Raw genomic sequence first — 24519 nt, 5'->3', positions numbered from 1 at the left:
ATATACAGCAATACTCGTTTGTTCTTTATATTTCCCTTTTATTAATTTAATACAATAAATACAAGCAGCATAGTTTAGATTGTGGTGTTAAAAATAAAAAATGGTTAAAGAACTTAAGGCTTATATTGTAGAGGATGACAAAGAAAATATCGAGTTTTTAAAATTATTAGTCGAAGGTTATATTCCACCAATTAAAATTATTGGAGAAGCAACAAATGAGCTTGAATTTGTAGATTTATTAATTAAAGATGAAGCAGATATTGTTTTTTTAGATATAGAGCTAGATGAGTCAAAGACTTCTTTAGAAATTATGGAAGATCATGGAGGTATAAGTGCAGAGATTATTGTAGTAAGTTCTTCTAAAGAGTATGCTTTAAAGGCAATAAACCAGTATGATATTGCTGCTTATATGATAAAGCCATTAAGTATGCGAGATCTTAATAGGGCATTAATAAAAGCAGAAAAAAAGATACAAGAAAAAATAGAAATAAAAAAGTTGAAATTAGTTAAGACTGATGTAGTTGCTATACCAGACTTTAATTCAATAGAAATTGTAAACATCGTAGATATTATTTACCTAGAGGCTGCAGGAAAATATACAATATTTCATTTATCAAATGGAATCACTAGAACAGTTTCTAAAAATTTAGGTTCTTACATAGAAATTTTACCCAATAATCTTTTTTTTCGAATTCATCATAAGTTTTTAGTAAATATTACAGCAGTAGAAAGTATTTTTAGGAATCAAGGTAAATATTGTGTGCTTAAGAATGGCAAACATTTACCCATTGCAAAAAGGCGTTTTGAAGAAATACGTAAATTTTTATCCTTAAAATAAAAATTTCATAGACCATAAAAATGATTCAATTTTTTTAAGTAAAACATGTTAGTTGCTTTGAATAAAAAGTACGTATAAAATGAAATGTCCCAAATGTAAAAATACTGCTGTTAAAGGGCTAGATATTGTAAGAGTTCCAAAAAGTGGTGTTAAACGTATTGTGCCAAATCTAAAGAAATATTTTTGTCCTTTTTGTGGAGCAAAATTTTATAAATGGTTTGGTTAAAAACAAGATTAATGATGAAATAGGTATTTAAAAATAGATGCTTGGAAACTAATTGCAGTAACAATTTTATGTTTCCTTTTAATATTTTAAACACACACACACACACACACACACACCACTTATACTTATTATAGTACACTTATGTAGTGGTTATTTAAAATTAGCTCATTTAAATGTAATTTTATAATATTTAATAACAAATATTGAGGTATTATTATGTGCGTAAAATGTCCTAATTGTGGTCAAAAATTAGACCATAAGCTAAATATTATAAGAGTGCCTAGAAAAGCTTTAGAAAAGGTTTTTTTTCCTAATTCAAGAAGGTACATGTGTTTAAAGTGCAGTACTAAGTTTTTTAAATTAGCATTTTTCAAAAAAAGAAAAAAGAAGCCTATAAACCAAAGTCGCGTAATAGCCAAATGGCAAAATCAGTCTTAAGCGTATATATGAGACAAATACATTATATTCAAAGTGAAATTGCAGACTTAAGAAGTCAGTTGAATAATCACAAACTTTACGATTATTTAAATACTTTAGAAGATGTTAAGGTTTTTATGGAAAACCATGCGTTTGCAGTGTGGGATTTTATGTCTCTTCTAAAGGCTTTACAAGCTCATTTTACATGTTTAAATGTTCCTTGGGTTCCTGCTAGTAATCCAAAATTGGCTCGTTTTATTAATGAAATTGTGTTAGCAGAAGAAAGCGATGTTGATGTTTTCGGAAAGTCGAAAAGTCATTTTGAAATGTATATGGATGCAATGGTTCAAATTGGTGCAGATACTAATAAAATCAATCAATTTTTAGAGTTTATTAGTATAGGTAAATCAGTTGAATTTGCGTTAAAAGCTGCTAATGTTTCAAAAGGGGTAACAGATTTTGTTTTGTTTACTTTTTCGGTTGTGCAAACAAATGAACCACACGTAATCGCTTCAGCATTTACTTTTGGAAGAGAAAATTTAATACCTGATATCTTTATAGAAATTTTAAAAAAATCAGGCAAACAGAAAGACTATAATAAATTTAGTTATTATCTAGAAAGGCATATAGAGTTAGATGGTAACGACCATGGCCCTACGTCTCTTGAGATGATTGCAGATTTGTGTGGAAAGGATGTTAGAAAGTGGTTAGAAGTATTAACAGTTGCCAGGAAATCTTTAGAAAAAAGGATTTTACTTTGGGATGAAATTACAAATTTAATACAAAATCAAAATTAATAGTACACTAAGTTTCAAGTTGTGGGTTGTAACAAAAAGTCAAAGTTAATTTATGGTATATAATATGCCATCTAAAAAAAGTAGACAGCCTAGTAAATTTAAGTTGTTTTGAGTTGAATTCAAAAAGAAAAAGGTAATGATACAGATGCAAGCTGTTTTAGATAAAACAAATAAAGTTTTTAAGTCAATAAATAAGATTGATGTACAATGGATTGTAAATGATGATTTAAAGTGTACCTATGTGTCTAGTAATATTTATGATGAGTATGGTTATACGCAAGAAGAATGGATGAGGTCAGACGTAAGAAAAAATAAATCTTACAAAGAAATTTTACAACTAATCAGACTAGCAAAATCAAAGGTTCATGAAAATAAGTTTTATTGTTTTGAAAGTCAAATAAAACATAGAAATGGTACTTTTATAAATGTTGAGGTAACTTTTAAAGCCATGTTAAATGATTATGGTGAGCCAGACGGATTTTGTGGTACAATTAGAAATTTGACTAAAAAAAATGAATTAGGAAAGAAATTTATTTTAAACAATAGATCTATAAAAACAGAAGAACAAAATATAAATTTTTTATTATCTATTGTTGCGCACGATCTTATAAACCCATTCAACATTATTTTAGGTTATACTAAGTTGTTAAAAGATGATTATAATAGTTTATCCGATCAAGAACGCTTAAATTATATCACTAAGGTAGATTCTTACGCTTATGCCAACTTTAAATTAGCAAAAAATTTACTTGATTGGGCAAAGTTGCAAAATCAAGGTATAAAAGTAAAAAAAGAAATTATAAACGCAGAAGACTATATTCAAAAAATAATTCATCCTTATACCTGCTTACTCGATAAAAAAGAAATTAATTTAGTAATTGAAGCAAACAAAGATTATATTTTTTACGCCGATAATAATTTGATTAAAATTGTTGTAGTTAACTTGTTTGTAAATGCTATTAAATTCAGTAAAAGAAAGGGTACTATTAAAATAAAACTAGATGAAGTAGATCATCATACTCAGATTATTGTTGAGGATAATGGTGTAGGTATGAGTGAAGAAAAATTAAGTGAAATTTTTAAGTTGTCTAAAGCAAATAGTGAACCAGGTACACAAGGAGAAAAAGGCACAGGAATTGGGCTTTACATTTGTAAAAAATTAATAGCACATCAAAAAGGTACCTTAAACTTTTCAAGTGTGGTAAATAAGGGGACAAGGGTGGTGGTTAATATCTAGTTGTTACTAATGTAGAATTAACTAGGTTTAATAATAAAACAGTTATGTATAGGTTTGATAATTTAAATGCTCATTTAGTTGAATTATAAGAGAATCTCTTAAATTTGTAAACTAATACTTCAATTGCAAATAATTATTAAAGTTATGTAATATGATGTGTAGTTTAAGATAAAGTTTAGGTTTAAATTTATCCATTTTTTAAGAAAAAGTTAATTAAAATAGACTTTTAAATATCTTAAAATAAAGATGTGATATTAATAAATGTTTTTGAATAGCATTTGAGAAAAAAAGTATGGGAAAAAAAATAAAGGCATATATAGTAGAAGATGATGTTTTAAATTTAGAGTTGTTAAAATTTCTTATTAATAAGTGCAATCCTGATATTTCTATTATTGGTGAAGCAAAAAATACAAATGAATTTATTGACTTAATGTTAGAAAACAAAGCAGACGTTCTTTTTTTAGACGTAGAGCTTGAGGATGAAAAATCGTCGTTAGACATTTTAAATGATTTTAAAAATATTAAACCAGAAATTATTATTACAAGTGCATCCAAAGAATATGCTTTAAATGCCATAAATGAATTTAATATTTTTTCATATTTAATTAAACCTTTGAATATTGTTAAAATAAATAAGGCTTTAACAAAATTAGAAAATCATTTAGAAAAAAAAGTCCTTGAAAATGAATCTACAAATAATTTAGCAGATGGTATTATAGCCATACCCGATTTAACATCTATTGAGCTTTTAGACATTTATAAAATAACTTATTTAGAGGCTGCTGGTAAATACACAGTATTTCAGTTAACTGATGGAACATCTCGCACAGTTTCTAAAAATATTGGTATTTATGAACAATTATTACCTAAGAATACTTTTTTTAGAATACATCATAAATTTTTAATTAATATTAATGAAACAAAAACAGTTTTTAGGACTGATGGTTATTATTGTGTGCTAAAGAATGGTAAAAGTTTACCAATAGCTAAAAGAAGACTTGATGAGTTACGAAAATACTTAAATTTAAAATAATAATGCATAGCAAGTCAAAAAGTTGTCTGCTTATATATTTTAATTTATTCTGACCCTCTATTCTAAAAAATATAGTGCTGTTTAATTATAATTGCTTTTTAAATAACGTTGTATTTTTTTTGCAAAAAAACTACCCATTTTACATAATTATTACATTCCAAGTATCCACCTAATTTGATTATGATTTTTATGATAATTTGAAATTTTTTTTGAAAACGATTAAAAATGCTTTTAACAATTCTTTATTATAATACCTTATTCTACATAAAACTCTAAGTAATAAATCATATTTAATTTACTCGTACATTTTTTCTACATAAAGTTACGTGTTATTTATGTAAATAGATACCTAAATAACAAAGTGTAATAATTTAAATGTAATATTTTTCTTAAAAAACTTTTAGAATATTTTGCGTCTCTTAATTTTCTTTTTTATACTTTCCATGCAAAAATTAGAAAAAGGACTCTAAAGTAATTATAACAAAGCAGATAGTTTAACAATCACTCTCAAATACTATCAAATTAACAATAGCTATTGTAAAATGGAAATAAATAAATTAGACTTTCAAGCATTATTAGAAATTGCAATAAATCAAAAAATTAATGGCCCAGAAGAAGTTGTTCTTCCTCAAATTTTAAATTTATACAAGAATAATTTAGGGTGTTTGTTTGCTAATTTATACGAATTAGGAAAACCAATTAATTTAAATTTAGATACAGCTAAATTAAGTTTAGAGTTCAATACAAACTTAACTAAATTTACTGAAGAGATTGATAGTTCTAACAATAACGCATTCTATAAAAAGTTAAATAACAACTATTTTTATGCCTTACCTTTACAAGATAGGGTTTGGCTTGTTTTGGTAAAAAAAAATATTTTTACAAAAAAAATATTTTTTCACTTAATAAAACTAGTATCTCAATTAGGGCTTGAAATAAAGCAGTCTAAAGAAAAAGAACGTCTTCAAATGTTAGAACATTTTTTAGATAAATCTTTTGATTCAGTTCAAGTTTCTCATGAAAATGGTCAATTATTCTATATAAACGATGTAGCCTCAAAGAGGCTAGGAATCAAAAAAAATGAAATTCAAAATTATTATGTAAGTGATTTTGAAAAAATATTCAAAAATAATGCTGAAAGTTGGCACAACCATGTTAACGATTTAAAAAAAGGTGGTCAGTTTGTTGTTGAGGGTACTCACATCAATAAAGATAATATTCACACAACTCCTGTTGAAGTGAACGTAAGGTTAAGTAAAATTAAAGATAAAAACTTTGTAGTTGCAATTTCTAGAGATATAACAAAGAGAAAAAAACAAGAATTAAAACTATTAAAAACAACACAAAAATTAGAAAGTATTTTTAATGAAATGACAGACATGGTTTATTCTGTTAAAATACCATCAAATGAAGTTTTATTTGTAACCCCATCAGTAAAATCTATTTTAGAGATTCCAGAAGATGAATTTATTAAAAACCCTAATATTTGGTTAAGTATAGTTAATTCAGAAAATAAAGATTTGTTATTAACTATTGAAAACGATTTAAAACGTCATGGTGAATTTAGTGTAAAATTAAAAATTAAAACGAGTACAGGAAAAATAAAATGGATTAAAAATAGAGGAAAATATATTTATGATAAAAATTTAAACCCAATAAGGTTGGATGGTGTTTTTTCTGACAGAACAAATGAGCATTTGGCAAAGAAAGCGCTAGATGACGAAATTAAACTTCAAGATGCTTTAATAGATATTGCAGCAACCTATATTGATTTAGAACCAAAAAACCTTAATGATACCATTAATAAATCTCTCAAAAAAATGGGAGGATTTGTAAATGCTGATAGGGCTTATATTTTTGACTATGATTTTAAAAAGAATACAACTTCTAACACATTTGAATGGTGTAAAGAGGGTATAAGTGCAGAAATAGATAACCTTCAAAAAGTACCAATAGAAGCTATTCCTCAATGGGTTGAAAAACATAAAAGAGGAGACTCTTTTTATGTTGAGAATGTAGCACTACTCAACGAAAAAAATCCTAAAGAAAATGCGTTAAAAGAAATTCTAGCACCTCAAAATATTAAGAGTTTACTTACTATTCCTATTTTAAATAATAAAGAATTAATTGGTTTTGTAGGGTTTGATTATGTAAAAAACACCCATGCCTACATAGAAAAAGAGAAGAAAATATTAGCTCTTTTTGGAATGATGCTTATTGCTATTAGAAACCGACAAAAATTAAATAATCAACTAAGAGTTGAAGGTGAAAAGTTTCAAAATATCATTGCAAATATGAATTTAGGATTATTAGAGGTAGCCTTAGATAATACTGTAATATTTGCAAATCAAAGTTTTTGTAATATGTCTGGTTATCAATTTAATCAATTAAAAAGAAAAAATGCTGACCAAATTTTCGTGGACTCTTTAATAGCAAAGGATAATAAATATTTAAAAGATGACAATCAAGCTTCGAGAAATTATGAAATCAAAGTAAAAAACAAAAAGGGAGAGGTAAAATGGTTGTTTGTAAGTTCTGCTGCCAATTATAATGATTCTGGAAAGCTAATTGGTTGGATTCGTGTTCATTTAGATATTACTAAACAAAAGAATTTAGAAAAAGAAATAGCCAAAGCTATTTCATCTGCACGTTCAGCGTCTAAAGCAAAAGAGCTTTTTTTAGCAAATATGAGTCATGAAATAAGAACCCCTTTAAACGTAATTATTGGTATGATTCGAGAATTAAATAAAGAAAATTTAAATGCAACCCAACATTTTTATGTAAGTCAATCAGAAAATTCAGCAAAACATTTATTAACAATATTAAATAACATTCTTGATATTACAAAAATAGAATCTGGAGAAATGGAAATTGTAAAAAGAGTTTTCAATCCAAGTGCTATGATTTATAAAGTATATTCTATTCTAACCGCTCAAGCTCAAAATAAAAATTTAAACCTTATACTAGATACTAATCCTGATATATATCCAGCCCTAATAGGCGATGACACCAGAATTAAACAGGTATTGATTAATCTTACAAGAAATTCAATAAAATTTACAAACAAAGGTTCTATACATCTAAAAGTAGACCTCATACATAATAAAGTAGACTCTCAAACATTGCGTTTTGAAGTTGCTGATACAGGAATTGGAATGTCAAGTAAGTTTGTAACTAAAATATTTGAAAAGTTCTCTCAAGAACAAAATACTTCAAATAGAGAATATGAAGGCACAGGTTTAGGTATGGCTATTTCAAATGATTTAATTAAACTAATGGGAAGTAAAATGATAATTAGAAGTGTCAAAAATGAAGGGACACATTCTTATTTTGATTTAACACTTAAAAAAGGAAATCTACATAGTTTAAATTCTAATATTCAGCTAGTTAAAAAAGGAGCTTTTAAAGGGCAAAATGCACTTCTGGTAGAAGATAATGAAATGAACAGATTTATAACAATAAAAAGTTTAGATTATTTAGGTTTTACAACAACAGAAGCAGTTAATGGCTTAATAGCGACAGAATTAATTACAAAACAAAATTTTGACATAATTTTTATGGATATTCAAATGCCTATAATGGATGGTGTTGAAGCTACTCGAATTATACGCAATAATCTTAAAATAAAAACACCTATAATAGCAATAACCGCCAATGCTTTTAAGCATGATATAGATTTGTATTTAAAAGTTGGTATGAATGACTATATTACAAAACCTTTTGACGAAAAAGTTTTATTTAAAAAGGTTCAATCTACCTTAAAAGAATCTGATTTTAAAGATTTGAAGAGTAACGTTTTAGAAAATGAAAGTTTCAATAAAACCGAAGAACCGTTATTTGATATAAGCAAATACAAAAAGACAAATGGAATTGATAATGAATTTATAAAGAAAATGGTCAATATGTTTATAAATTTAGCAGATGAAAATATTTTACTACTAGAAAAAGCATTAGAAGTTGATAATGTGGTAACTACTAGAAGAATAATACATAAAATAAAACCAAATATAGAAGTTATGGGTATTCATTCTTTAGATAAAAATATAAATGAAATTCTAAAATTCAATGTAAACTCAACAATTACTCCAAAATTCATATCTAATACAAAAAAAGTAATACAGGTTTTAAAATCAGCAAGTCAGAGTTTAAAAAAGAGGGAGTAATTTAACTCAGATCCTATTTTAACAACAGCAAAAAATAATTTAATTCAAAAGATATTTAATTTTACACAGCAATTAACTTATTCAATTATAATTTTTACTTATTTGTCATCCTACGTAAATCTCTACAGATAAAAATATTTCTAAAGTATAACTTTAAAAGACAATTACAATAAAAACTTCGCAATTTATACTCAAGCATTAAAGTTTTATAATTGAAGGTATCAACTATTCTCTTATATGACCAATTACTACTTATCCCTGTAGTTGTTGGTTGTAAGATATTAACTTTATAGAAGATTAGTATAAAAGGTTAAAATAAAAGCTTTCAGTGTTTTTATTTTCCTTCCAAACCTAAAAAAAAATAAAAGAGAATTGAGATGAAATGTTCAGTCTGTAATAATGAAGATATACTTAAGCCAGTTTGTAAAAAACGTTATAAGTTTATGATATACCCTTTTAGTAAACAATTTGTATGTAGTAATTGTGAGAGTAAATATGATGTATTGTTATTATTCGCAATGTCAAGTAAGATATTTTATTTCATTACAAAAAGAAAGTCAGTTATTCCTATATAGGGTCAGTTATTGATTTAAAGAATATTAGTTTATAGTTAATCAGTAAATTTGAAAGGCGATTTTTAGGGGTAAATAAATCGTTCATTCATAATTTAGGGGGCGTGGCTTTAAGTATAATTCCCTCATGTATTCTCAAGTATGTGATTACTTAAAGCCACCATTTAACAGAAAGTTACGCTAAATTTTATAAACAATAATTATAATAAATAATGTTTTTAATTATATTTTATCAATACTAGTATTTAGATGTATAAAATCTTAGTGTAAGTTGGTAAAATATTAATACTAATTTTTAGTTAATCAGAAAATTAGAATCATTATTTAAGGTTTATTAAAGTTGGTGTTTCATAGTTTTTTGGGGCCGGTTTTAAGTTTAATTGCCTCGTATAATACAAAATATGTGATAACTTTAAGCCAGCGCCTAAAATTGTAATTTAAATTAACTTTAAAAAAAGCAGTTCTAATAAAGAATAACTTTTATAAGATATTTTTTCTACAAGTATGTAGATAAATTAGATTCCTCAAAACGATAAAAGTCACACCTCAAAAGGGTGTGATTTTTTATTTTTTACACTTTTTTTTCATATTGTCGTAAACCATCAATCCTATAAAAATGAGGTTTTGATGCAAGTTGGTGGTGGTTTGGTTTGTAACAAAGTATTTTAACTCTCGTCTTAACTATGTAACCAAATAAACAAAACATTATGAAATCAACTTACACAAACACAATAGAAAGAGGAATTTTAACATCAGCTTACAAAAGAGAAATAAGAGCTAATATCTCTGAATCTAAAACAACAACCTTGTCAAAAATGAAATCAATGGTTGAAGCGCATCAAGAAAATATGCAAAGTGCTACAGGCACTATTTTAAAAGTTTCTTTTTTTATGATAGCCATTATTTTTATGGTTGCTTAACAAGCGTTGTATTTTAATTGGGCAGAGAATTTATAGGTAAGCATGCGTGAAGGATTGAAGCAATTGTTTGAGCTCTCCCGATCTTAAAATCGGGAAGCGAGTGCGAAAAGCCTGACCTGAAAGGGCACGCAAAAAAGAATACATAAAAATAATTTTATTCAAAAACACCAACTATTTTTGATCACATTACCAAAATTTAAAACTAAAAAAGCCACATCATTTTTATTGATGTGGCTTTTAGTAAGTGTTAAGTGTAAAATTGAATTTATTTTGGATCTAGAGCCATATCAATTCTAGCAACAACATCTTGTAAATGATAACGAGAAGTTGTGTTTGAAGCTCTAGAAGCCGCAGATTTTACATCTCTTTTTAATCGATTTAATTCACCTCTTGCAAAAGATTGGATGTCAGACTGACTAACAGTAACAGATGGTCTTCCAAAACGTCCTCTTTCATCTGGTGCCTCGTTTAGCAAATAGCTTAAGCGCTCTATATGAGCTTTTTGTAAGTTTCTTCTGTAAGTGTCTATTGATTTGCCATTGTATAATTCAGACCAAACACCCTTACGTAAATCATAAAACATAGTAACTAGAGAATACGCATTAGCGCCATTTAAAGTTTCATTTTCTATCATTCTAGACATACGTGAAGTACTCAAAACACCGTTTAAAGTTCTAACTTGTAAACCTCTAATGCTCTCTACGATACCACTAGATTGAAATTTAGCAAACATATCTTTATTTAACATCCAAGTAGGAGTTTTAAATAATTCGTCAATTACAAATTTTAAAGATTCTCTTTGTTTGGATTTAGATACATGTGTATAAACAGCACCTTCTTGATCAGCAGTTTTATAGTATTCATAAATACCACCAACATTAGAAGAAACATGTCCCATATATCTATTAAACTGACTCACAACTTGCCCAAACATGGTTTGCATTTCGTCATAAGTTTCTCCGTCTTTAGTGGTCCATTTTTCTAAGTTTGGTAAAATTCTTTTTAAATTTTTGATACCATACATACTTGCCTTTACTGCATCATCACCTAAATCTTCGGTTTGTGAACTAGGATCTATAACACCTCTTTGTTGACGTCCAAAACGATACATAGGATTGCCAGCTTTTTCTAAAATCCACTGATTTAAGATTGGTTTTTCTTCGTTTGCAGTTTTTTCTAAAATAGGTCTATATCCCCAATTGATTGCATATTTATCATAAGGACCAATATTAGGCATTAATGCAACTCCTTTATCTTCTGGTTGAGCCACATAATTAAAACGAGCATAGTCCATAATTGATGGTGCAGTACCATATTTTTTTGTAAAACTAGCAGAGCGTAATGAATCTACAGGATAAGCAACAGAGCTTCCCATATTGTGTGGTAAACCAAGTGTATGCCCAACTTCATGAGACGATACAAAACGAATTAAACGCCCCATAACTTCTTCTTTAAACTCTGTTTTTTGAGCTTCTGGATTTATTGCAGCAGTTTGAATAAAAAACCAGTTGCGCAATAAACTCATTACATTATGATACCAACCTATATCAGACTCTAAAATTTCTCCAGAACGTGGATCACTTACATGAGGTCCATATGCATTTTGAATGTCTGAAGCAAAATAACGAATTACTGAATAACGCGCATCTTCTGGAGACCATTCTGGGTCTTCTTCTTTAGTAGGTGCGTCTTTTGCTACAATAGCGTTTTTAAAACCAGCCGCTTCAAAAGCTATTTGCCAATCGTTTACACCTTGTTTTAGATATTTTCTCCATTTCATTGGTGTAGCAGGATCTATGTAATACACAATTTGTTTTTTAGGTTCTACAAGTTCACCTCTTTCAAATTTTTCAATATCCTCATCTTTTACCTCTAATCTCCATCTGTCTAAATATCTTACAGTTTTAGCTTTTTGGGCATCTAAACCGTAATCTAATTGCCCTCTTGCAAACCAACCTACTCTCTCGTCAAAATAACGTCTTTTCATAGGTTCTTTAGGCAGTAATATCATAGAATTACTCATTTCTAAAGAGATAGAACCTACAGCACTATTTGATGGTGCTTTGCTTGCAAAATAGGTTTTTACATGTCTTAATTCAATGTTGGTTGGGTAACTACTTACTCTTTCTACATAAGAACGTGTTTTATCTAATCGTGTAGCTCTGTATGCTGTTCTAGATCTTTCATCAAGGCCCATTGGTTTTACATCTTCAGTAAGCAATTTTGTGGCATCAATAACAACACCAGTAGTGTCTTTATTAAAAGCTTTAATTGGAAAAGAGTATAAAATAGGCTCGAAATTAGAATTTACTACAGCTTGATGTATGGGTAATATGGTATCTGCAGAAATTCTGTGAGATACTATTCTTAGTAAAATATTTTTTCCTTTACGTTGCCATCTTAAAACCTGGTTGTTGGTGTTTTCTCCACCATAACCAATATTGGTTGCAGTTTTAGCAATTCTAGTTACCATTAACATTTCTCTTTCTAATAGAGAATCTGGTATTTCAAAAAGATAGCTATCATCTTTTGTGTGCACTTTAAAAAGACCCTCGTCTGTTTTGTGATCTTTTGTAACTACTTTACCATAAGGTTGAATAGCACCTTTTTTAGGTTTTGGTTTAGGCTTTGGAGCCTCTTTTTTTGAATCTTCCTTTTTTTTCTTTTTAAAAATTTGTGCTTGTGCATCTACAGAAAAACCAAAAATAAGGGCAACAATAAAAAGTTGCGAGAATATTTTTTTTGTCATAATAAAATGTGATTTGAATTGCTTCCGAAATTACGGAATCTCTAAAAGGGCAAACCTTAAATTTTTGTTAAAGAGATGTAATTTTTTATGATGACAAATAATTGCTTTTTTGCAGCTTTAAATTAGCTATAATAATTTTTTAATTTTTAAGGTTTGCATGGTTTCTATATCCGTTTTTATCTTGATGCCAATCTGTATGGGTATTACCTCCAGAGGTTGCCCAATCTGCAAAGAAATTATAAGCATCAGTTATAACAAAACTTTCTTTTGGTGCTTTGTAACTTCCGTTAATATTCATTGCCCATGGAAAACCTTGTGGTGTTTTAAAGTTGCCATCACTATCTTTAACTGTTGGCCCTTCATCAATAGAAGTAGTTGTTGGGTAATAGGTTATTGGTTTATTAGGTAAGTGTACTTCTTTTGTTCGGTCTTTATTTATGATTAAAAAAGGATTAAAAGGTGCATTTCCTAAGGCTGTAGTTGATATAGGTTCTGTAAATGTAATAGATATTGTATTGCTTAATCCAACGTTAATATGTGAGTTATCAAAAAATACAATTACTGCATTAGGTTGTTGCTTTTCTGTTCCGTTTGCATTATTTGAAATAATTCCTTCTGTTAAATTAGCTCCAGAAACATTTGCAATTGCAGATGGTAAAACACCTTCTAATTCTATACCATAACCATTTGTATAGCTTCCACCTATAGATTCAACAATGTAGTTATAGTCAAGTTGTATCACTTTATTTTCTGAATTCAATATGGTTTTAATATTATAACTAATTACCAAATCATTAAAATCATAATCTCCTGAGTAAGGCCATAAATCTTCGAAAGCTATGGTAGCATTCGTAAGTTCGTTAGGATAATATAATTTATTGGTAACACTAGTACAATCACCAGCTTTAGTTTCAGTAATTACAACATTGTCTATAAAGTTTCCTACACTAATACTGCTAGCAGTACTTACTGCTTCAAATATAAAATAAGTGTCTTCTTGATCATCTGGGACTACGTAGGTTCCAGAATATTGCACCCAACCACTATTATCTGTAGTCATGGTTGCTTCGGTTGTAGCAGTTACTAAATTTTCACCAATTCTTACAACAGCTGTATCTGTACCAGATCTACCTCTATGCCAAACAGACCAAGTTATTTCTGCACCAGGGCTTGTGCAGATACGTTGGTATAAGGCAGAATTTTGGTTGGCATTAAGTTCTGCAAAGTAAGATCCGTTTTGTGGAGTAACACCTCTAAATCCAGATTTCCACAATTCAATTTTATTATCAGTAGCAGTTGTAGACCATCCTGTTACATTATTTTCATCAGTTATAATAAAACTGCTTGGTAATGTAGGGCCTTCTTCAAAATTACCGTTTAAAAAGAAATTATCCGTACATTCAGAACAGGAATCACTATAGGTTTTTTGAAATTTAGTTGCGTTTTTTCTTGTAGCTATAGAAAAATCGATTCTATCATTTAAAACATCTATAATTTCAGCAGAATACTCAAGGCCATCTTTTCTTAAAAGATATATTTTGGTGTAGGCAGTAGATAAGCTAAACTCATGATTAATGATGCCATTAGAAGGTTTTCCACTATAAATAAGATTTTTTAATGCTTCAGAAATATTATCGGCTTCAGAGCTAGCGTTGTTTTCATAAGCAAATACTTGGTATTTAACATGAGGTGTTGTATCGCTAATTGCTAGTGTTACATTTCTTTCTGTTTCAAAATTAAAATCAATAGGAATTATTAGGTTTTCTAAACCTTTAATTTCATTTTCTGAAATGTTATCAGAAACAGGTTCTTGAATATCTACATTATCTGGCATACAAGAAACAAGAACTGTAAAAACAAGTAATAAAAAGTAGGTGTTTATTTTTTTCATTATTTTATATTATAATTGACAAAACATATCTAAAGAGTGTGCAAGATAAATATGCTATGTGTTTATTATTATAATATAAAGTTTAGTGAAGTTTTTTTTACATTAAAATACCATTTGGTATCGATGAATAACATTTTAAGGAAAGATAAAAGAGGTTGTCTGAAAAGTTAATTTAGCTGTCATTTTGAGCGAAGTCGAAAAATTTATATAATTGATATTCAACAAATAAGATTTCTTCAGTACAGTCGAAATGACAAAACTTAATACTTTTCAGACAGTCTCTTGTGTTTTTATAAATTAAATGCAGTTTTAACTTGGTCTACAAAGTCTAATTTTTCCCAAGTAAATGTTTCAACTTCTTCAGATACTTGTTCTCCCATAGGATTTGTAAACGTAACTGTTTTTACTTCTGGAGTTCTACCCATATGCCCATAGGCAGCAGTTTCTGAATAAATTGGTGTTCTTAATTTTAAACGTTGTTCTATAAAGTAAGGGCGCATATCAAAAATTTGTTCTACTTTTTTGCTGATTTCACCATCTGTTAAATTCACTTTTGAAGTTCCGTAAGTTTCTACATTAATACTTGTAGGTTTAGCAACACCAATAGCATAAGAAACTTGCACTAAAACTTCTTTACACAAACCTGCAGCAACTAAATTTTTAGCAATATGTCTTGTTGCATATGCTCCAGATCTGTCTACTTTACTTGGGTCTTTACCAGAAAAAGCTCCACCTCCATGAGCACCTTTTCCTCCATAAGTATCTACAATAATTTTACGACCTGTTAAGCCAGTATCTCCATGAGGACCACCAATAACAAAAATTCCTGTTGGGTTTATGTGATACGTAATATCATCTGTAAATAATTTCTGAATATGAGCAGGTAATTTTGCAATTACTCTAGGAATTAAAATTTCTACAATATCTTTTTTAATTTTGGCCAACATTACTTCTTCTGATGCATCAAAATCATCATGTTGAGTAGAAATAACAATTGCATCAATTCTTTGCGGAACGTTATCATCAGAATATTCAATGGTAACCTGACTTTTTGCATCGGGTCTTAAGTAGGTAATGTCTTTGTTTTCTCTACGTAACTCAGCCAATTCTTTTAATAATCTGTGCGATAATTCTAAGGCCAAAGGCATGTAATTTTCAGTTTCATCTGTAGCATAACCAAACATCATTCCTTGGTCTCCTGCACCTTGTTCTTCTGGGCTAGATCTATCAACTCCTTGGTTGATATCTGGTGATTGTTCGTGAATTGCAGACAAAACTCCACAAGAATTTCCATCAAACATATATTCACCTTTTGTGTAACCAATTTTGTTAATTACATCTCTTGCAATTTTTTGAACGTCTAAATAAGTTTCAGATTTTACTTCGCCAGCCAAAACTACTTGACCAGTGGTTACTAGAGTTTCGCAAGCAACTTTGCTGTTTTTATCAAAAGCTAAAAAGTTATCGATTAAAGCATCAGAAATTTGATCTGCTACTTTATCTGGATGCCCTTCTGAAACACTCTCTGATGTAAATAAATACGACATAATTCTCTATATATTTTAAATAAATTATAATAATAAATGATTGCTTTGTCGCTAAAAGAAGTAGATAATTACTGCTTTAGCATTTTTTTAAAGAGGTTGCAATCAGTTCAAATTTATCCTCTGTAATTGAAATGCAAATTTACATCATTCTTAGAAATAATTGCATTTTTATAAAAAAAATATTCTTTTTAAGTGTTAATTCGTAAAATACTATTAATTTGTTAAATTATTTAAAATAAATTGAATTTTACTTGGATATTAAATTTTTCTATTGCAATATTTGTACTCACAAAGTTCAATAACTTATTGAGATGTTATCAAGAAAGGTGAAGGGATTAGACCCGTTGAAGCCTTAGCAACCCTTTAATCTATTAAAGAAGGTGCTAAATTCTACTCTTTTAAATGACGTAATTTAAAAGGATAGATAACAAAAAAGAATTTTTCTGAATCAGAAAAACTCTATTTTCTTTATAACATTTTTCTATTAAGTACATCAATTTTTTGATGCATTTGACTTTTGTTTTAATTAATTATTAACTCAAAAAAAACAGAAAAATGAGTACACACAAATTAGCAACTAATGCGTTGCACGCAGGTCATGATGTAAAAGCAAATGGAGGAACAAGAGCGGTTCCTATTTATCAAACATCATCGTATGTTTTTAACGATTCGGATCATGCAGCAAATCTTTTTTCATTAAAAGAATTAGGTTTTATCTACACAAGATTAAACAACCCAACAAATCAAATTTTACAAGAGCGTTTGGCAGCTGTAGAAGGAGGAATTGGAGCAGTTGTTTTTGCTTCTGGAACATCAGCAATATCAACTGGTTTATTAACTTTATTAAAGGCAGGTGATCACATTGTAGCTTCAAGTAGTTTGTATGGTGGTACCTACAATTTATTAAACGTTACATTGCCTAGATTAGGGATAACAACTACGTTTGTTGATGCTTCTAATCCTGATAATTTTAAAGATGCTGTTCAAGAAAATACAAGAGCATTTTTTGTAGAATCTTTAGGAAATCCGAAGTTAGATGTTTTAGATTTAGAAGCAATTGCTGAGCATTCTAAAGCTGCAGAAGTGCCTTTTATTGTTGATAATACAGTAGCCACACCAGCGTTATTAAATCCTATTAAACACGGAGCAAATATTGTAATCCATTCACTTACAAAATATATTGGTGGTCAAGGAACATCATTAGGTGGTGCAATAATTGATGCAGGAACTTTTAATTGGGCCAATGGAAAATTCCCAGAATTTACAGAACCATCTGCAGGCTACCATGGGTTAAAATATCACGAAGTTCTAGGGGCAGCATCTTATACGTTTAAATTAATTTTAGAAGGTTTACGTGATTTTGGTGGAGCATTAAGCCCAACAAATGCGTTTAATATCATACAAGGTTTAGAAACATTATCCGTTAGAATTAAACAACACTCAGAAAATGCATTGGCTTTAGCAAAATGGCTAGAAGCGCAAGAAGAAGTAGCTTGGGTAAATTATCCTGGTTTAGAAAGCAGTAAATACAAAGCGTTGGCTGATAAATATTTGCCAAAAGGACAAAGTGGAATTGTAACTTTTGGGCATAAAGGAGGTTTTGAAGCTGCAAAAACAATTGCAGATAACACAAAAGTTTTCTCTTTATTAGCAAATATTGGTGATACAAAATCCTTGATTATTCATCCTGCAAGTACAACGCATCAACAATTAGATGAAGCTCAGCAAGAAAGTGCTGGTGTTTCTCAAGATTTAATTCGTTTGTCTGTTGGTATTGAAGATTTAGAAGATTTAAAAGCAGATTTAAAAGCTGCGTTTGCTAAAATTTAATTTTTAATCCTGAAAGGTCTCTAAGACCTTGTAGGTATTTTAACAAACAAATTATCTGTAAATCTATTAAGGTTTTTAAAACCTAGTAATTTAAAATAATAAGAACCTAAAATCTTTAAGTGTTTCATTTTGAGTGAAATGAAATGAAGTCGAAAAACATTTTTAGATTTCTCCACAAGGTCGAAATGACATACTAATTTGATTATTTTATTAAAAAAGATTTGAAACATCCATTGCAACATATCAAAATTAAAAATTTCAGCACAGAATTGGGGGCTAAAATTCCTGAATTAAATTTAAGTTATCAAGTTTTTGGTAAAGAATTGGGTACAGCTCCTGTGGTTTTAATCAATCATGCATTAACTGGAAATAGCGAAGTTGGTGGTAAAAATGGTTGGTGGAAAGACATTGTAGGTAAAGAAAAAGCCATTGATACAGCTGTTTATACAGTATTATCTTTTAATATTCCTGGTAATGGTTTTGATGAATTTCTGATAGATAATTATAAAGATTTTATTGCTAGAGATATTGCAGAGCTTTTTTTACAAGGATTATCAATCTTAAAAATTAAGCAATTATTTGCATTAATTGGTGGTTCTTTAGGTGGTGGAATTGCTTGGGAAATGATGGTGTTAAATAATAAATTAACCCAACATTTTTTACCAATTGCCACAGACTGGAAATCTACAGATTGGTTAATTGCCAATTGCCAAATACAAGAACAATTTTTGGTAAATTCTAGCAATCCTGTGCATGATGCAAGAATGCATGCAATGCTGTGTTACAGAACTCCAGAGAGTTTTAAAGAGCGTTTTCATCGATCTAAAAAAGATAATTCAGATATTTTTGATGTAGAAAGTTGGTTGCTGCATCATGGAAAAAAACTGCAAGAACGTTATCAATTATCGTCTTATAAATTAATGAATCAGTTGTTAAAAACGATTGATGTAACTGTGGGTGGTAAAAAAGATATTTCCATATTAGATCAAATTGAAGCGAATATTCACATTATTGGTGTAGATTCTGATTTGTTTTTTACAGCAGAAGAAAATAGAGAAACCCATAAAAAATTAGCATTAACAAAGGCAAATGTTACCTATAACGAAATTAATTCTGTTCATGGGCATGATGCTTTTTTAATAGAATACAATCAATTAGAAAAAATAATTGAACCCATTTTTAATAAGGATTACAGAGAAAAGAAGATGAAAGTAATAAAGTTTGGAGGTAAATCTTTAGGGAATGGAAAAGGCATAGAAAATGCCATTGATATTATTGTTGATAAATATAAAAATGATGAAAAATTTACGGTAGTTGCTTCTGCTAGAGGAAATTCAACAAACGATTTAGAAGTTATTTTACAAAAAGCAGCTGCTAAAAAAGAATACAAAACTGAATTTGAAAAATTTAAGGAATATCAGCAAAAACCTAATGATTCAGTTGATTTATCAAAAGAATTTACAAAACTAGAAATCATTTTTGAAGGTGTTTCTTTGTTAGGTGATTATAGCCAGAAAATTAAAGATGAAGTTTTAGCGCAAGGTGAATTATTATCAGTAAAATTAGTGGCTAGTTTATTAGAAAAAAAATCTATTTCTGTAAATCCTGTAGATGCAAGATCGTTAATAATTACTGATGAAAACTTTGGAAATGCACAACCAATTCAAGCAGTTTCAAAAGAAAATGTAATTCAATATTTTAAAGAAAATAAATCTACAATTAACATTGTTACAGGTTTTATTTCATCTAACAAAAAAGGAGAAACAACCACTTTAGGTAGAAATGGAAGCAATTATACTGCAGCTTTATTAGCAAATTATTTAGATGCAGATGAACTTCAAAATTATACACATGTAAGTGGTATTTACACTGCCGATCCAAAATTGGTTGCAGATGCTAAAAAAATAGATCAATTGTCTTTTAATGAAGCTAATGAGTTAGCTACTTTTGGCACAAATTTGTTACATGCCAAAACAATTATTCCGTTAATAGAAAAAAACATAAACCTTAGAATTTTAAATACTTTTAATTTAAAAGATAAAGGAACTTTAATTTCATCTACATCTGCATCACAAGGAATTAAAACCATTTCTACCATAGAAAATATGGCGATGATTAATTTTGAAGGTAGAGGTTTGTTAGGTAAAGTGGGTGTAGATGCTCGTATTTTTAATGCATTAAGTAAAGAAAATATTAGTGTTAATATTATTGCACAAGGTTCTTCTGAAAGAGGTGTTGGTTTGGTGATAAATGCCGAAAATACTGTACGAGCTGTTAATGCATTAAAAGATGAGTTTGAAAGTGATTTTCAGGCTCAAGATGTAAATCAAATAACAGTTTTTGATCAAGTTTCTGTAATTTCTATTATTGGGCAAGATTTAAGTCAATTTCATCATCCATACAATGCTTTAATTAAAAATCAAATTGTACCGCTTTTATTTAACAACACAGTTACAGGTAAAAATGTGAGTTTGGTGGTTAAAAAAGAGCAATTGTATAAAGCTGTAAATGTAATTCATGGTCAGGTTTTTGGTGTCACCAAAAAGATAAACATTGCCATTTTTGGTAAAGGTTTGGTTGGTGGAACATTAATCGATCAAATTATAGAAAATACACAATCTGTTTTAGAAAGACGCAAATTACAATTGAATGTTTTTGCAGTAGCAAATTCTAAGAAAGTATTGTTAAATAAAAATGGAGTTTCTAAAAACTGGAAAGAAAATCTTTTAGAAAATGGTGAGGAAAATGTAAAAGTTAGCGATATTATTGCTTTTGCAAAAGCCAATCATTTCGAAAATTTAATTGCGGTTGATAATACAGCAAGTGTAAATTTTGTAAGCAATTACATTCCGTTTATAGAATCAGGTTTCGATTTGGTTTCTTGTAATAAAATTGCGAATACCTTATCTTTTGATTTTTACAAAGAAGTAAGAGTCAAATTAAAAGAATATAAAAAGCAATATTTATACGAAACCAATGTGGGTGCAGGTTTACCTTTAATAGATACCATTCGATTATTACACGAATCTGGTGAGAATATCACCAAAATTAGAGGTGTTTTTTCTGGAAGTTTAAGTTACTTATTTAATAACTTTTCTGCTAAAGATGTTTCTTTTTCAGAAACTTTACAAGAAGCAATAGATAAAGGATTTACAGAACCAGATCCAAGAGAAGATTTAGGAGGAAATGACGTTGCTAGAAAATTATTAATTTTAGCAAGAGAGTTAGAGCTAGAAAATGAGTTTGATGAAGTAAAAATTAAAAATTTAATTCCAGAAAATTTAAGAGAAGGTGCTGCAGAAGATTTCTTAGGGAAATTAGATTTATTGAATGATGAATATCAGGCAATAAAAGAAAATCAAAAACCAAATCACGTTTTACGTTATATTGGCGAATTAAGTGGAGATTTATCACAAAATAAAGGTACTTTAGAAGTAAAGTTAGTTTCTACAGACAAAAGTACACCTTTAGGTTCTTTAAAAGGTTCTGATGCAATTTTTGAAATTTACACGGAATCTTATGGAGAACAACCAATTGTAATTCAAGGAGCAGGAGCAGGAGCCAGTGTAACTGCAAGAGGTGTTTTTGGTGATATTTTAAGATTAGCAAAGCATAACAATTAAATTCCCTGCAAGGTTTCAAAAACCTTGTAGGTGTTTTTTAGAATTTACAAGCATACCTACAAAGTCAAAAAAAAGACCTTGAAAAAAATAAAAAATAATGAGCAAACATTTCGAAACAGAAGCAATTAGAAATCAAACAGAAAGAAGTCAGTTTTCTGAACATTCTACACCTTTATATTTAACCTCTAGTTTTGTTTTTGATGATGCAGAAGAAATGCGTTCATCCTTCGCAGAAGAAAAACAACGCAATTTATATAGCAGATTTACAAATCCGAATACAACAGAATTTGTAGATAAGGTTGTAAAAATGGAAGGTGCAGAAGCTGGTTACGCATTTGCAACTGGTATGTCTGCAATTTTTTCTTCATTTGCAGCTTTATTAAATGCAGGCGATCATATTGTTTCTTGTAGATCTGTTTTTGGTTCTACACACAGTATGTTTACCAAATATTTGCCAAAATGGAATATAGAAACCTCTTACTTTAAGGTTGATGAAGTAGATTTGGTAGAAAGCTTAATTAAAGAAAATACGAAGATTCTTTATATAGAAACTCCAACTAATCCCGCTGTTGATATTTTAGATTTAGAGTTGATAGGTAATATCGCCAAAAAGCATAATATAATTTTTATTGTTGATAATTGCTTTGCAACACCTTATATACAACAACCCATAAAATTTGGTGCAGATTTGGTAATCCATTCAGCTACCAAATTAATGGATGGACAAGGAAGAGTTTTAGGTGGAGTTACAGTAGGTAAAGAAGATTTGATTCGTGAAATCTATTTATTTGCTAGAAATACTGGGCCAGCAATGTCTCCTTTTAATGCTTGGGTGTTATCAAAAAGTTTAGAAACGTTGTCTTTACGTGTAGAAAAACACTCAAAAAATGCATTAAAAGTAGCCTCATTTTTAGAAGAAAATAAAAATGTAGCATTGGTAAAATATCCTTTTTTAGAATCTCATCCTCAGTACAAAACTGCCAAAAAACAAATGAAATTAGGGGGCAATATTGTTGCTTTCGAAATTAAAGGCGGAATTGAAGCAGGAAGAAAATTCTTAAATAAAATTAAAATGTGTTCTTTATCCGCAAATTTAGGAGATACTAGAACTATTGTTACACATCCATCTTCTACAACTCATGGACGTTTGTCAGAAGAAGATCGACTAGAAGTCGGTATTACAAATGGTTTAGTGCGTGTTTCTGTAGGCTTAGAAAATGTTGATGATATTATTGCTGATATTTCTCAGGCATTGATTAACTCTAATAAATAATCGCTTTTACATAATTCAATCTTATAAAGGTTTAAAATTTTATGAGCAAAAAAAAAGAGATTAGGAATGTTTTCCTAATCTCTTTTTAGTTGTATTCATTTGTGAAAATGAAATAATATTATTTTAGTTTAAAAGTAACTTTTCTAGCCAACTGTCTAGCTTCTTTTGTTACACTTTTATCTTCACCACCTCCAAAATAAGATAATCTAGAAGGTTTGATGCCTGCTGCAACTAATACATCAAATACTTTTTTAGCTCTACTTTGCGATAAAGCGATATTGGTTGTTTCTTTACCAGTTTCATCTGCATAGCCAATTAATTCAGCATTCATTGTTGGGTTATCAATCATAAATTGTTTTAAATAATTCACAGAATTTAAAGATCCTTCTTGAATGTCTGCTTTGTTAGTGTCAAAATAAACATTTATGTAACCACTATTTAACAAGTTTCTAATAAAATCTACATTAGAACCCGTTACAACACTAGCATATTTATTTGCTTCATCTTTTCTAATATACCTTGCATCAAGCTCTGTCATTATAAGTTCTTTACTTGGTGAAGCATCTTTAGCTTTTAAGATCGTAATTTCTTTTTCTGCTTTAGCTAAGCGTTCTTTTAGTGCATCTAATTCACTATCAAAAACCATTTCTTCTGTAACTTCTTTAGAAAAATCTGCTAATTTTTTATTTTTTCCTAGGGCTATGTTTACTCCTATAGATGTGTTAAAAAAACTAATATTAGACTCTCTAACAGCGGTGTTTGCACCACCATCTACATTATCATCTTGGCCAAAATGAATAAAAGAAGAAAAATCTAGAAATAAACCTATTCTTTCAGAAAGCTTATATTGAGGCGTTAAACCAAAACTTATAGGTATCATAAAATCTCCACCATTTTCTACTGGTTCAGTTACATTAAGTGATGCTGCACCTATACCTGCATGACCTAATACATTAAAACGTTCTGTCCAAGAGTCAAAATGTAAAATGTTACCCACGTTAACAACACCCTCAATAGATGCTCTGTAGTAATTTGATTTAAAAGGACTTCCTGCAGATTCTGAGAAACTATTGTACCCCAAATCTAAACGAACTCCAAAACGCTCATTAAACATATAACGAACTCCAAAGTTACCTTGCCCTAAGATTGATGAACTTCTTCCTGCTGAAATAGTAGAACCTAGTCTGTGAATTCCTGCACCTAAATCTACAGACCAAGGACTAAATTCTTGCGCGCTTGTAAACAAAGATACCAACGTAAATAGTACCCCAAAGTAAATTTTCTTCATAATTAATTTTATTTTCAATTGATTTATATATTTAGACAAAAAGTCAAATTTAAAACTCTTAAATTAATTTTGGGGAAATTTATTTATAAACTGTTTAATAACCTCGATAAACTGA

The 24519-nt window shown here is 29.0% G+C and carries 14 protein-coding genes and 1 riboswitch; of the genes, 10 read left to right on the top strand and 4 right to left on the bottom strand.

What is annotated here, in order from left to right; genetic code table 11:
• Positions 1–100: 100 nt before the first annotated feature.
• The 7 genes from SJY27_RS07375 (at position 101) to SJY27_RS07345 (ending at position 10203) form a co-directional block, all read left to right on the top strand.
• Positions 101–838 (top strand): LytR/AlgR family response regulator transcription factor, encoded by a 738-nt coding sequence (locus tag SJY27_RS07375; RefSeq protein WP_397447617.1) that lies wholly within the window; start codon positions 101–103, stop codon positions 836–838.
• 79 nt (positions 839–917) lie between these two features.
• Positions 918–1064: a hypothetical protein gene (locus SJY27_RS07370; RefSeq protein WP_397447616.1), complete on the top strand. Its 147-nt coding sequence runs from the start codon at positions 918–920 to the stop codon at positions 1062–1064.
• Positions 1065–1483: 419 nt separating this feature from the next.
• Complete coding sequence (locus tag SJY27_RS07365) at positions 1484–2278, top strand: DUF3050 domain-containing protein (protein ID WP_397447615.1); 795 nt, start codon at positions 1484–1486, stop codon at positions 2276–2278.
• 136 nt (positions 2279–2414) lie between these two features.
• On the top strand, positions 2415–3515 hold the full coding sequence (locus SJY27_RS07360; RefSeq protein WP_397447614.1) for an ATP-binding protein: 1101 nt from the start codon (positions 2415–2417) through the stop codon (positions 3513–3515).
• 292 nt (positions 3516–3807) lie between these two features.
• Positions 3808–4548 (top strand): LytR/AlgR family response regulator transcription factor, encoded by a 741-nt coding sequence (locus tag SJY27_RS07355; RefSeq protein ID WP_397447613.1) that lies wholly within the window; start codon positions 3808–3810, stop codon positions 4546–4548.
• A 542-nt stretch (positions 4549–5090) separates the two neighbouring features.
• The gene (locus SJY27_RS07350; RefSeq protein ID WP_397447612.1) at positions 5091–8711 is read left to right on the top strand and encodes a PAS domain S-box protein; all 3621 of its coding nucleotides are present in this window, start codon (positions 5091–5093) and stop codon (positions 8709–8711) included.
• A 1279-nt stretch (positions 8712–9990) separates the two neighbouring features.
• Positions 9991–10203 (top strand): hypothetical protein, encoded by a 213-nt coding sequence (locus SJY27_RS07345; RefSeq protein ID WP_397447611.1) that lies wholly within the window; start codon positions 9991–9993, stop codon positions 10201–10203.
• A gap of 265 nt (positions 10204–10468) precedes the next feature.
• Here SJY27_RS07345 and SJY27_RS07340 read toward each other — a convergent pair whose 3' ends face one another.
• The 3 genes from SJY27_RS07340 to metK form a co-directional block, all read right to left on the bottom strand.
• Positions 10469–12952: a zinc-dependent metalloprotease gene (locus SJY27_RS07340; protein WP_397447610.1), complete on the bottom strand. Its 2484-nt coding sequence runs from the start codon at positions 12950–12952 to the stop codon at positions 10469–10471.
• 139 nt (positions 12953–13091) lie between these two features.
• Entirely contained in the window at positions 13092–14843 is a 1752-nt protein-coding gene (locus SJY27_RS07335; protein ID WP_397447609.1) for an LruC domain-containing protein, read from the bottom strand.
• 290 nt (positions 14844–15133) lie between these two features.
• The gene (gene metK / locus SJY27_RS07330) at positions 15134–16390 is read right to left on the bottom strand and encodes a methionine adenosyltransferase (RefSeq protein ID WP_397447608.1); all 1257 of its coding nucleotides are present in this window, start codon (positions 16388–16390) and stop codon (positions 15134–15136) included.
• 311 nt (positions 16391–16701) lie between these two features.
• Positions 16702–16821: riboswitch (SAM riboswitch) on the top strand.
• A gap of 124 nt (positions 16822–16945) precedes the next feature.
• Between metK and SJY27_RS07325 the strand changes: the two genes are divergently transcribed.
• The 3 genes from SJY27_RS07325 to SJY27_RS07315 all read left to right on the top strand — a co-directional run bounded on the left by SJY27_RS07325 (position 16946) and on the right by SJY27_RS07315 (position 23116).
• Positions 16946–18220: an O-acetylhomoserine aminocarboxypropyltransferase/cysteine synthase family protein gene (locus SJY27_RS07325; RefSeq protein ID WP_397447607.1), complete on the top strand. Its 1275-nt coding sequence runs from the start codon at positions 16946–16948 to the stop codon at positions 18218–18220.
• A 221-nt stretch (positions 18221–18441) separates the two neighbouring features.
• Positions 18442–21843 carry a bifunctional aspartate kinase/homoserine dehydrogenase I gene (gene thrA, locus SJY27_RS07320; protein WP_397447606.1) on the top strand — a complete coding sequence of 1134 codons (3402 nt, stop codon included), beginning with the start codon at positions 18442–18444 and terminating at the stop codon, positions 21841–21843.
• 97 nt (positions 21844–21940) lie between these two features.
• Positions 21941–23116: a trans-sulfuration enzyme family protein gene (locus SJY27_RS07315; protein WP_397447605.1), complete on the top strand. Its 1176-nt coding sequence runs from the start codon at positions 21941–21943 to the stop codon at positions 23114–23116.
• Between the two features lie 118 nt (positions 23117–23234).
• On the opposite strand, the gene SJY27_RS07310 is transcribed toward SJY27_RS07315, so the two are convergent.
• Positions 23235–24404 carry an OmpA family protein gene (locus SJY27_RS07310; RefSeq protein ID WP_397447604.1) on the bottom strand — a complete coding sequence of 390 codons (1170 nt, stop codon included), beginning with the start codon at positions 24402–24404 and terminating at the stop codon, positions 23235–23237.
• Positions 24405–24519: the final 115 nt, after the last annotated feature.

The organism is Polaribacter sp. R77954, from assembly GCF_044595335.1.
Classification (GTDB): domain Bacteria; phylum Bacteroidota; class Bacteroidia; order Flavobacteriales; family Flavobacteriaceae; genus Polaribacter.
This window is presented reverse-complemented; position numbering and strand designations above follow the sequence as displayed.

What these genes read in the sequence shown, in the direction of transcription:
- SJY27_RS07340 (WP_397447610.1), bottom strand. Translation starts at nt 12,952, where the DNA reads ATGACAAAAAAAATATTCTCGCAACTTTTTATTGTTGCCCTTATTTTT.
- SJY27_RS07365 (WP_397447615.1), top strand. Translation starts at nt 1,484, where the DNA reads ATGGCAAAATCAGTCTTAAGCGTATATATGAGACAAATACATTATATT.
- SJY27_RS07350 (WP_397447612.1), top strand. Translation starts at nt 5,091, where the DNA reads ATGGAAATAAATAAATTAGACTTTCAAGCATTATTAGAAATTGCAATA.
- SJY27_RS07370 (WP_397447616.1), top strand. Translation starts at nt 918, where the DNA reads ATGAAATGTCCCAAATGTAAAAATACTGCTGTTAAAGGGCTAGATATT.
- SJY27_RS07355 (WP_397447613.1), top strand. Translation starts at nt 3,808, where the DNA reads ATGGGAAAAAAAATAAAGGCATATATAGTAGAAGATGATGTTTTAAAT.
- SJY27_RS07310 (WP_397447604.1), bottom strand. Translation starts at nt 24,404, where the DNA reads ATGAAGAAAATTTACTTTGGGGTACTATTTACGTTGGTATCTTTGTTT.
- metK (WP_397447608.1), bottom strand. Translation starts at nt 16,390, where the DNA reads ATGTCGTATTTATTTACATCAGAGAGTGTTTCAGAAGGGCATCCAGAT.
- SJY27_RS07375 (WP_397447617.1), top strand. Translation starts at nt 101, where the DNA reads ATGGTTAAAGAACTTAAGGCTTATATTGTAGAGGATGACAAAGAAAAT.
- SJY27_RS07360 (WP_397447614.1), top strand. Translation starts at nt 2,415, where the DNA reads ATGATACAGATGCAAGCTGTTTTAGATAAAACAAATAAAGTTTTTAAG.
- SJY27_RS07325 (WP_397447607.1), top strand. Translation starts at nt 16,946, where the DNA reads ATGAGTACACACAAATTAGCAACTAATGCGTTGCACGCAGGTCATGAT.
- SJY27_RS07335 (WP_397447609.1), bottom strand. Translation starts at nt 14,843, where the DNA reads ATGAAAAAAATAAACACCTACTTTTTATTACTTGTTTTTACAGTTCTT.
- SJY27_RS07345 (WP_397447611.1), top strand. Translation starts at nt 9,991, where the DNA reads ATGAAATCAACTTACACAAACACAATAGAAAGAGGAATTTTAACATCA.
- SJY27_RS07315 (WP_397447605.1), top strand. Translation starts at nt 21,941, where the DNA reads ATGAGCAAACATTTCGAAACAGAAGCAATTAGAAATCAAACAGAAAGA.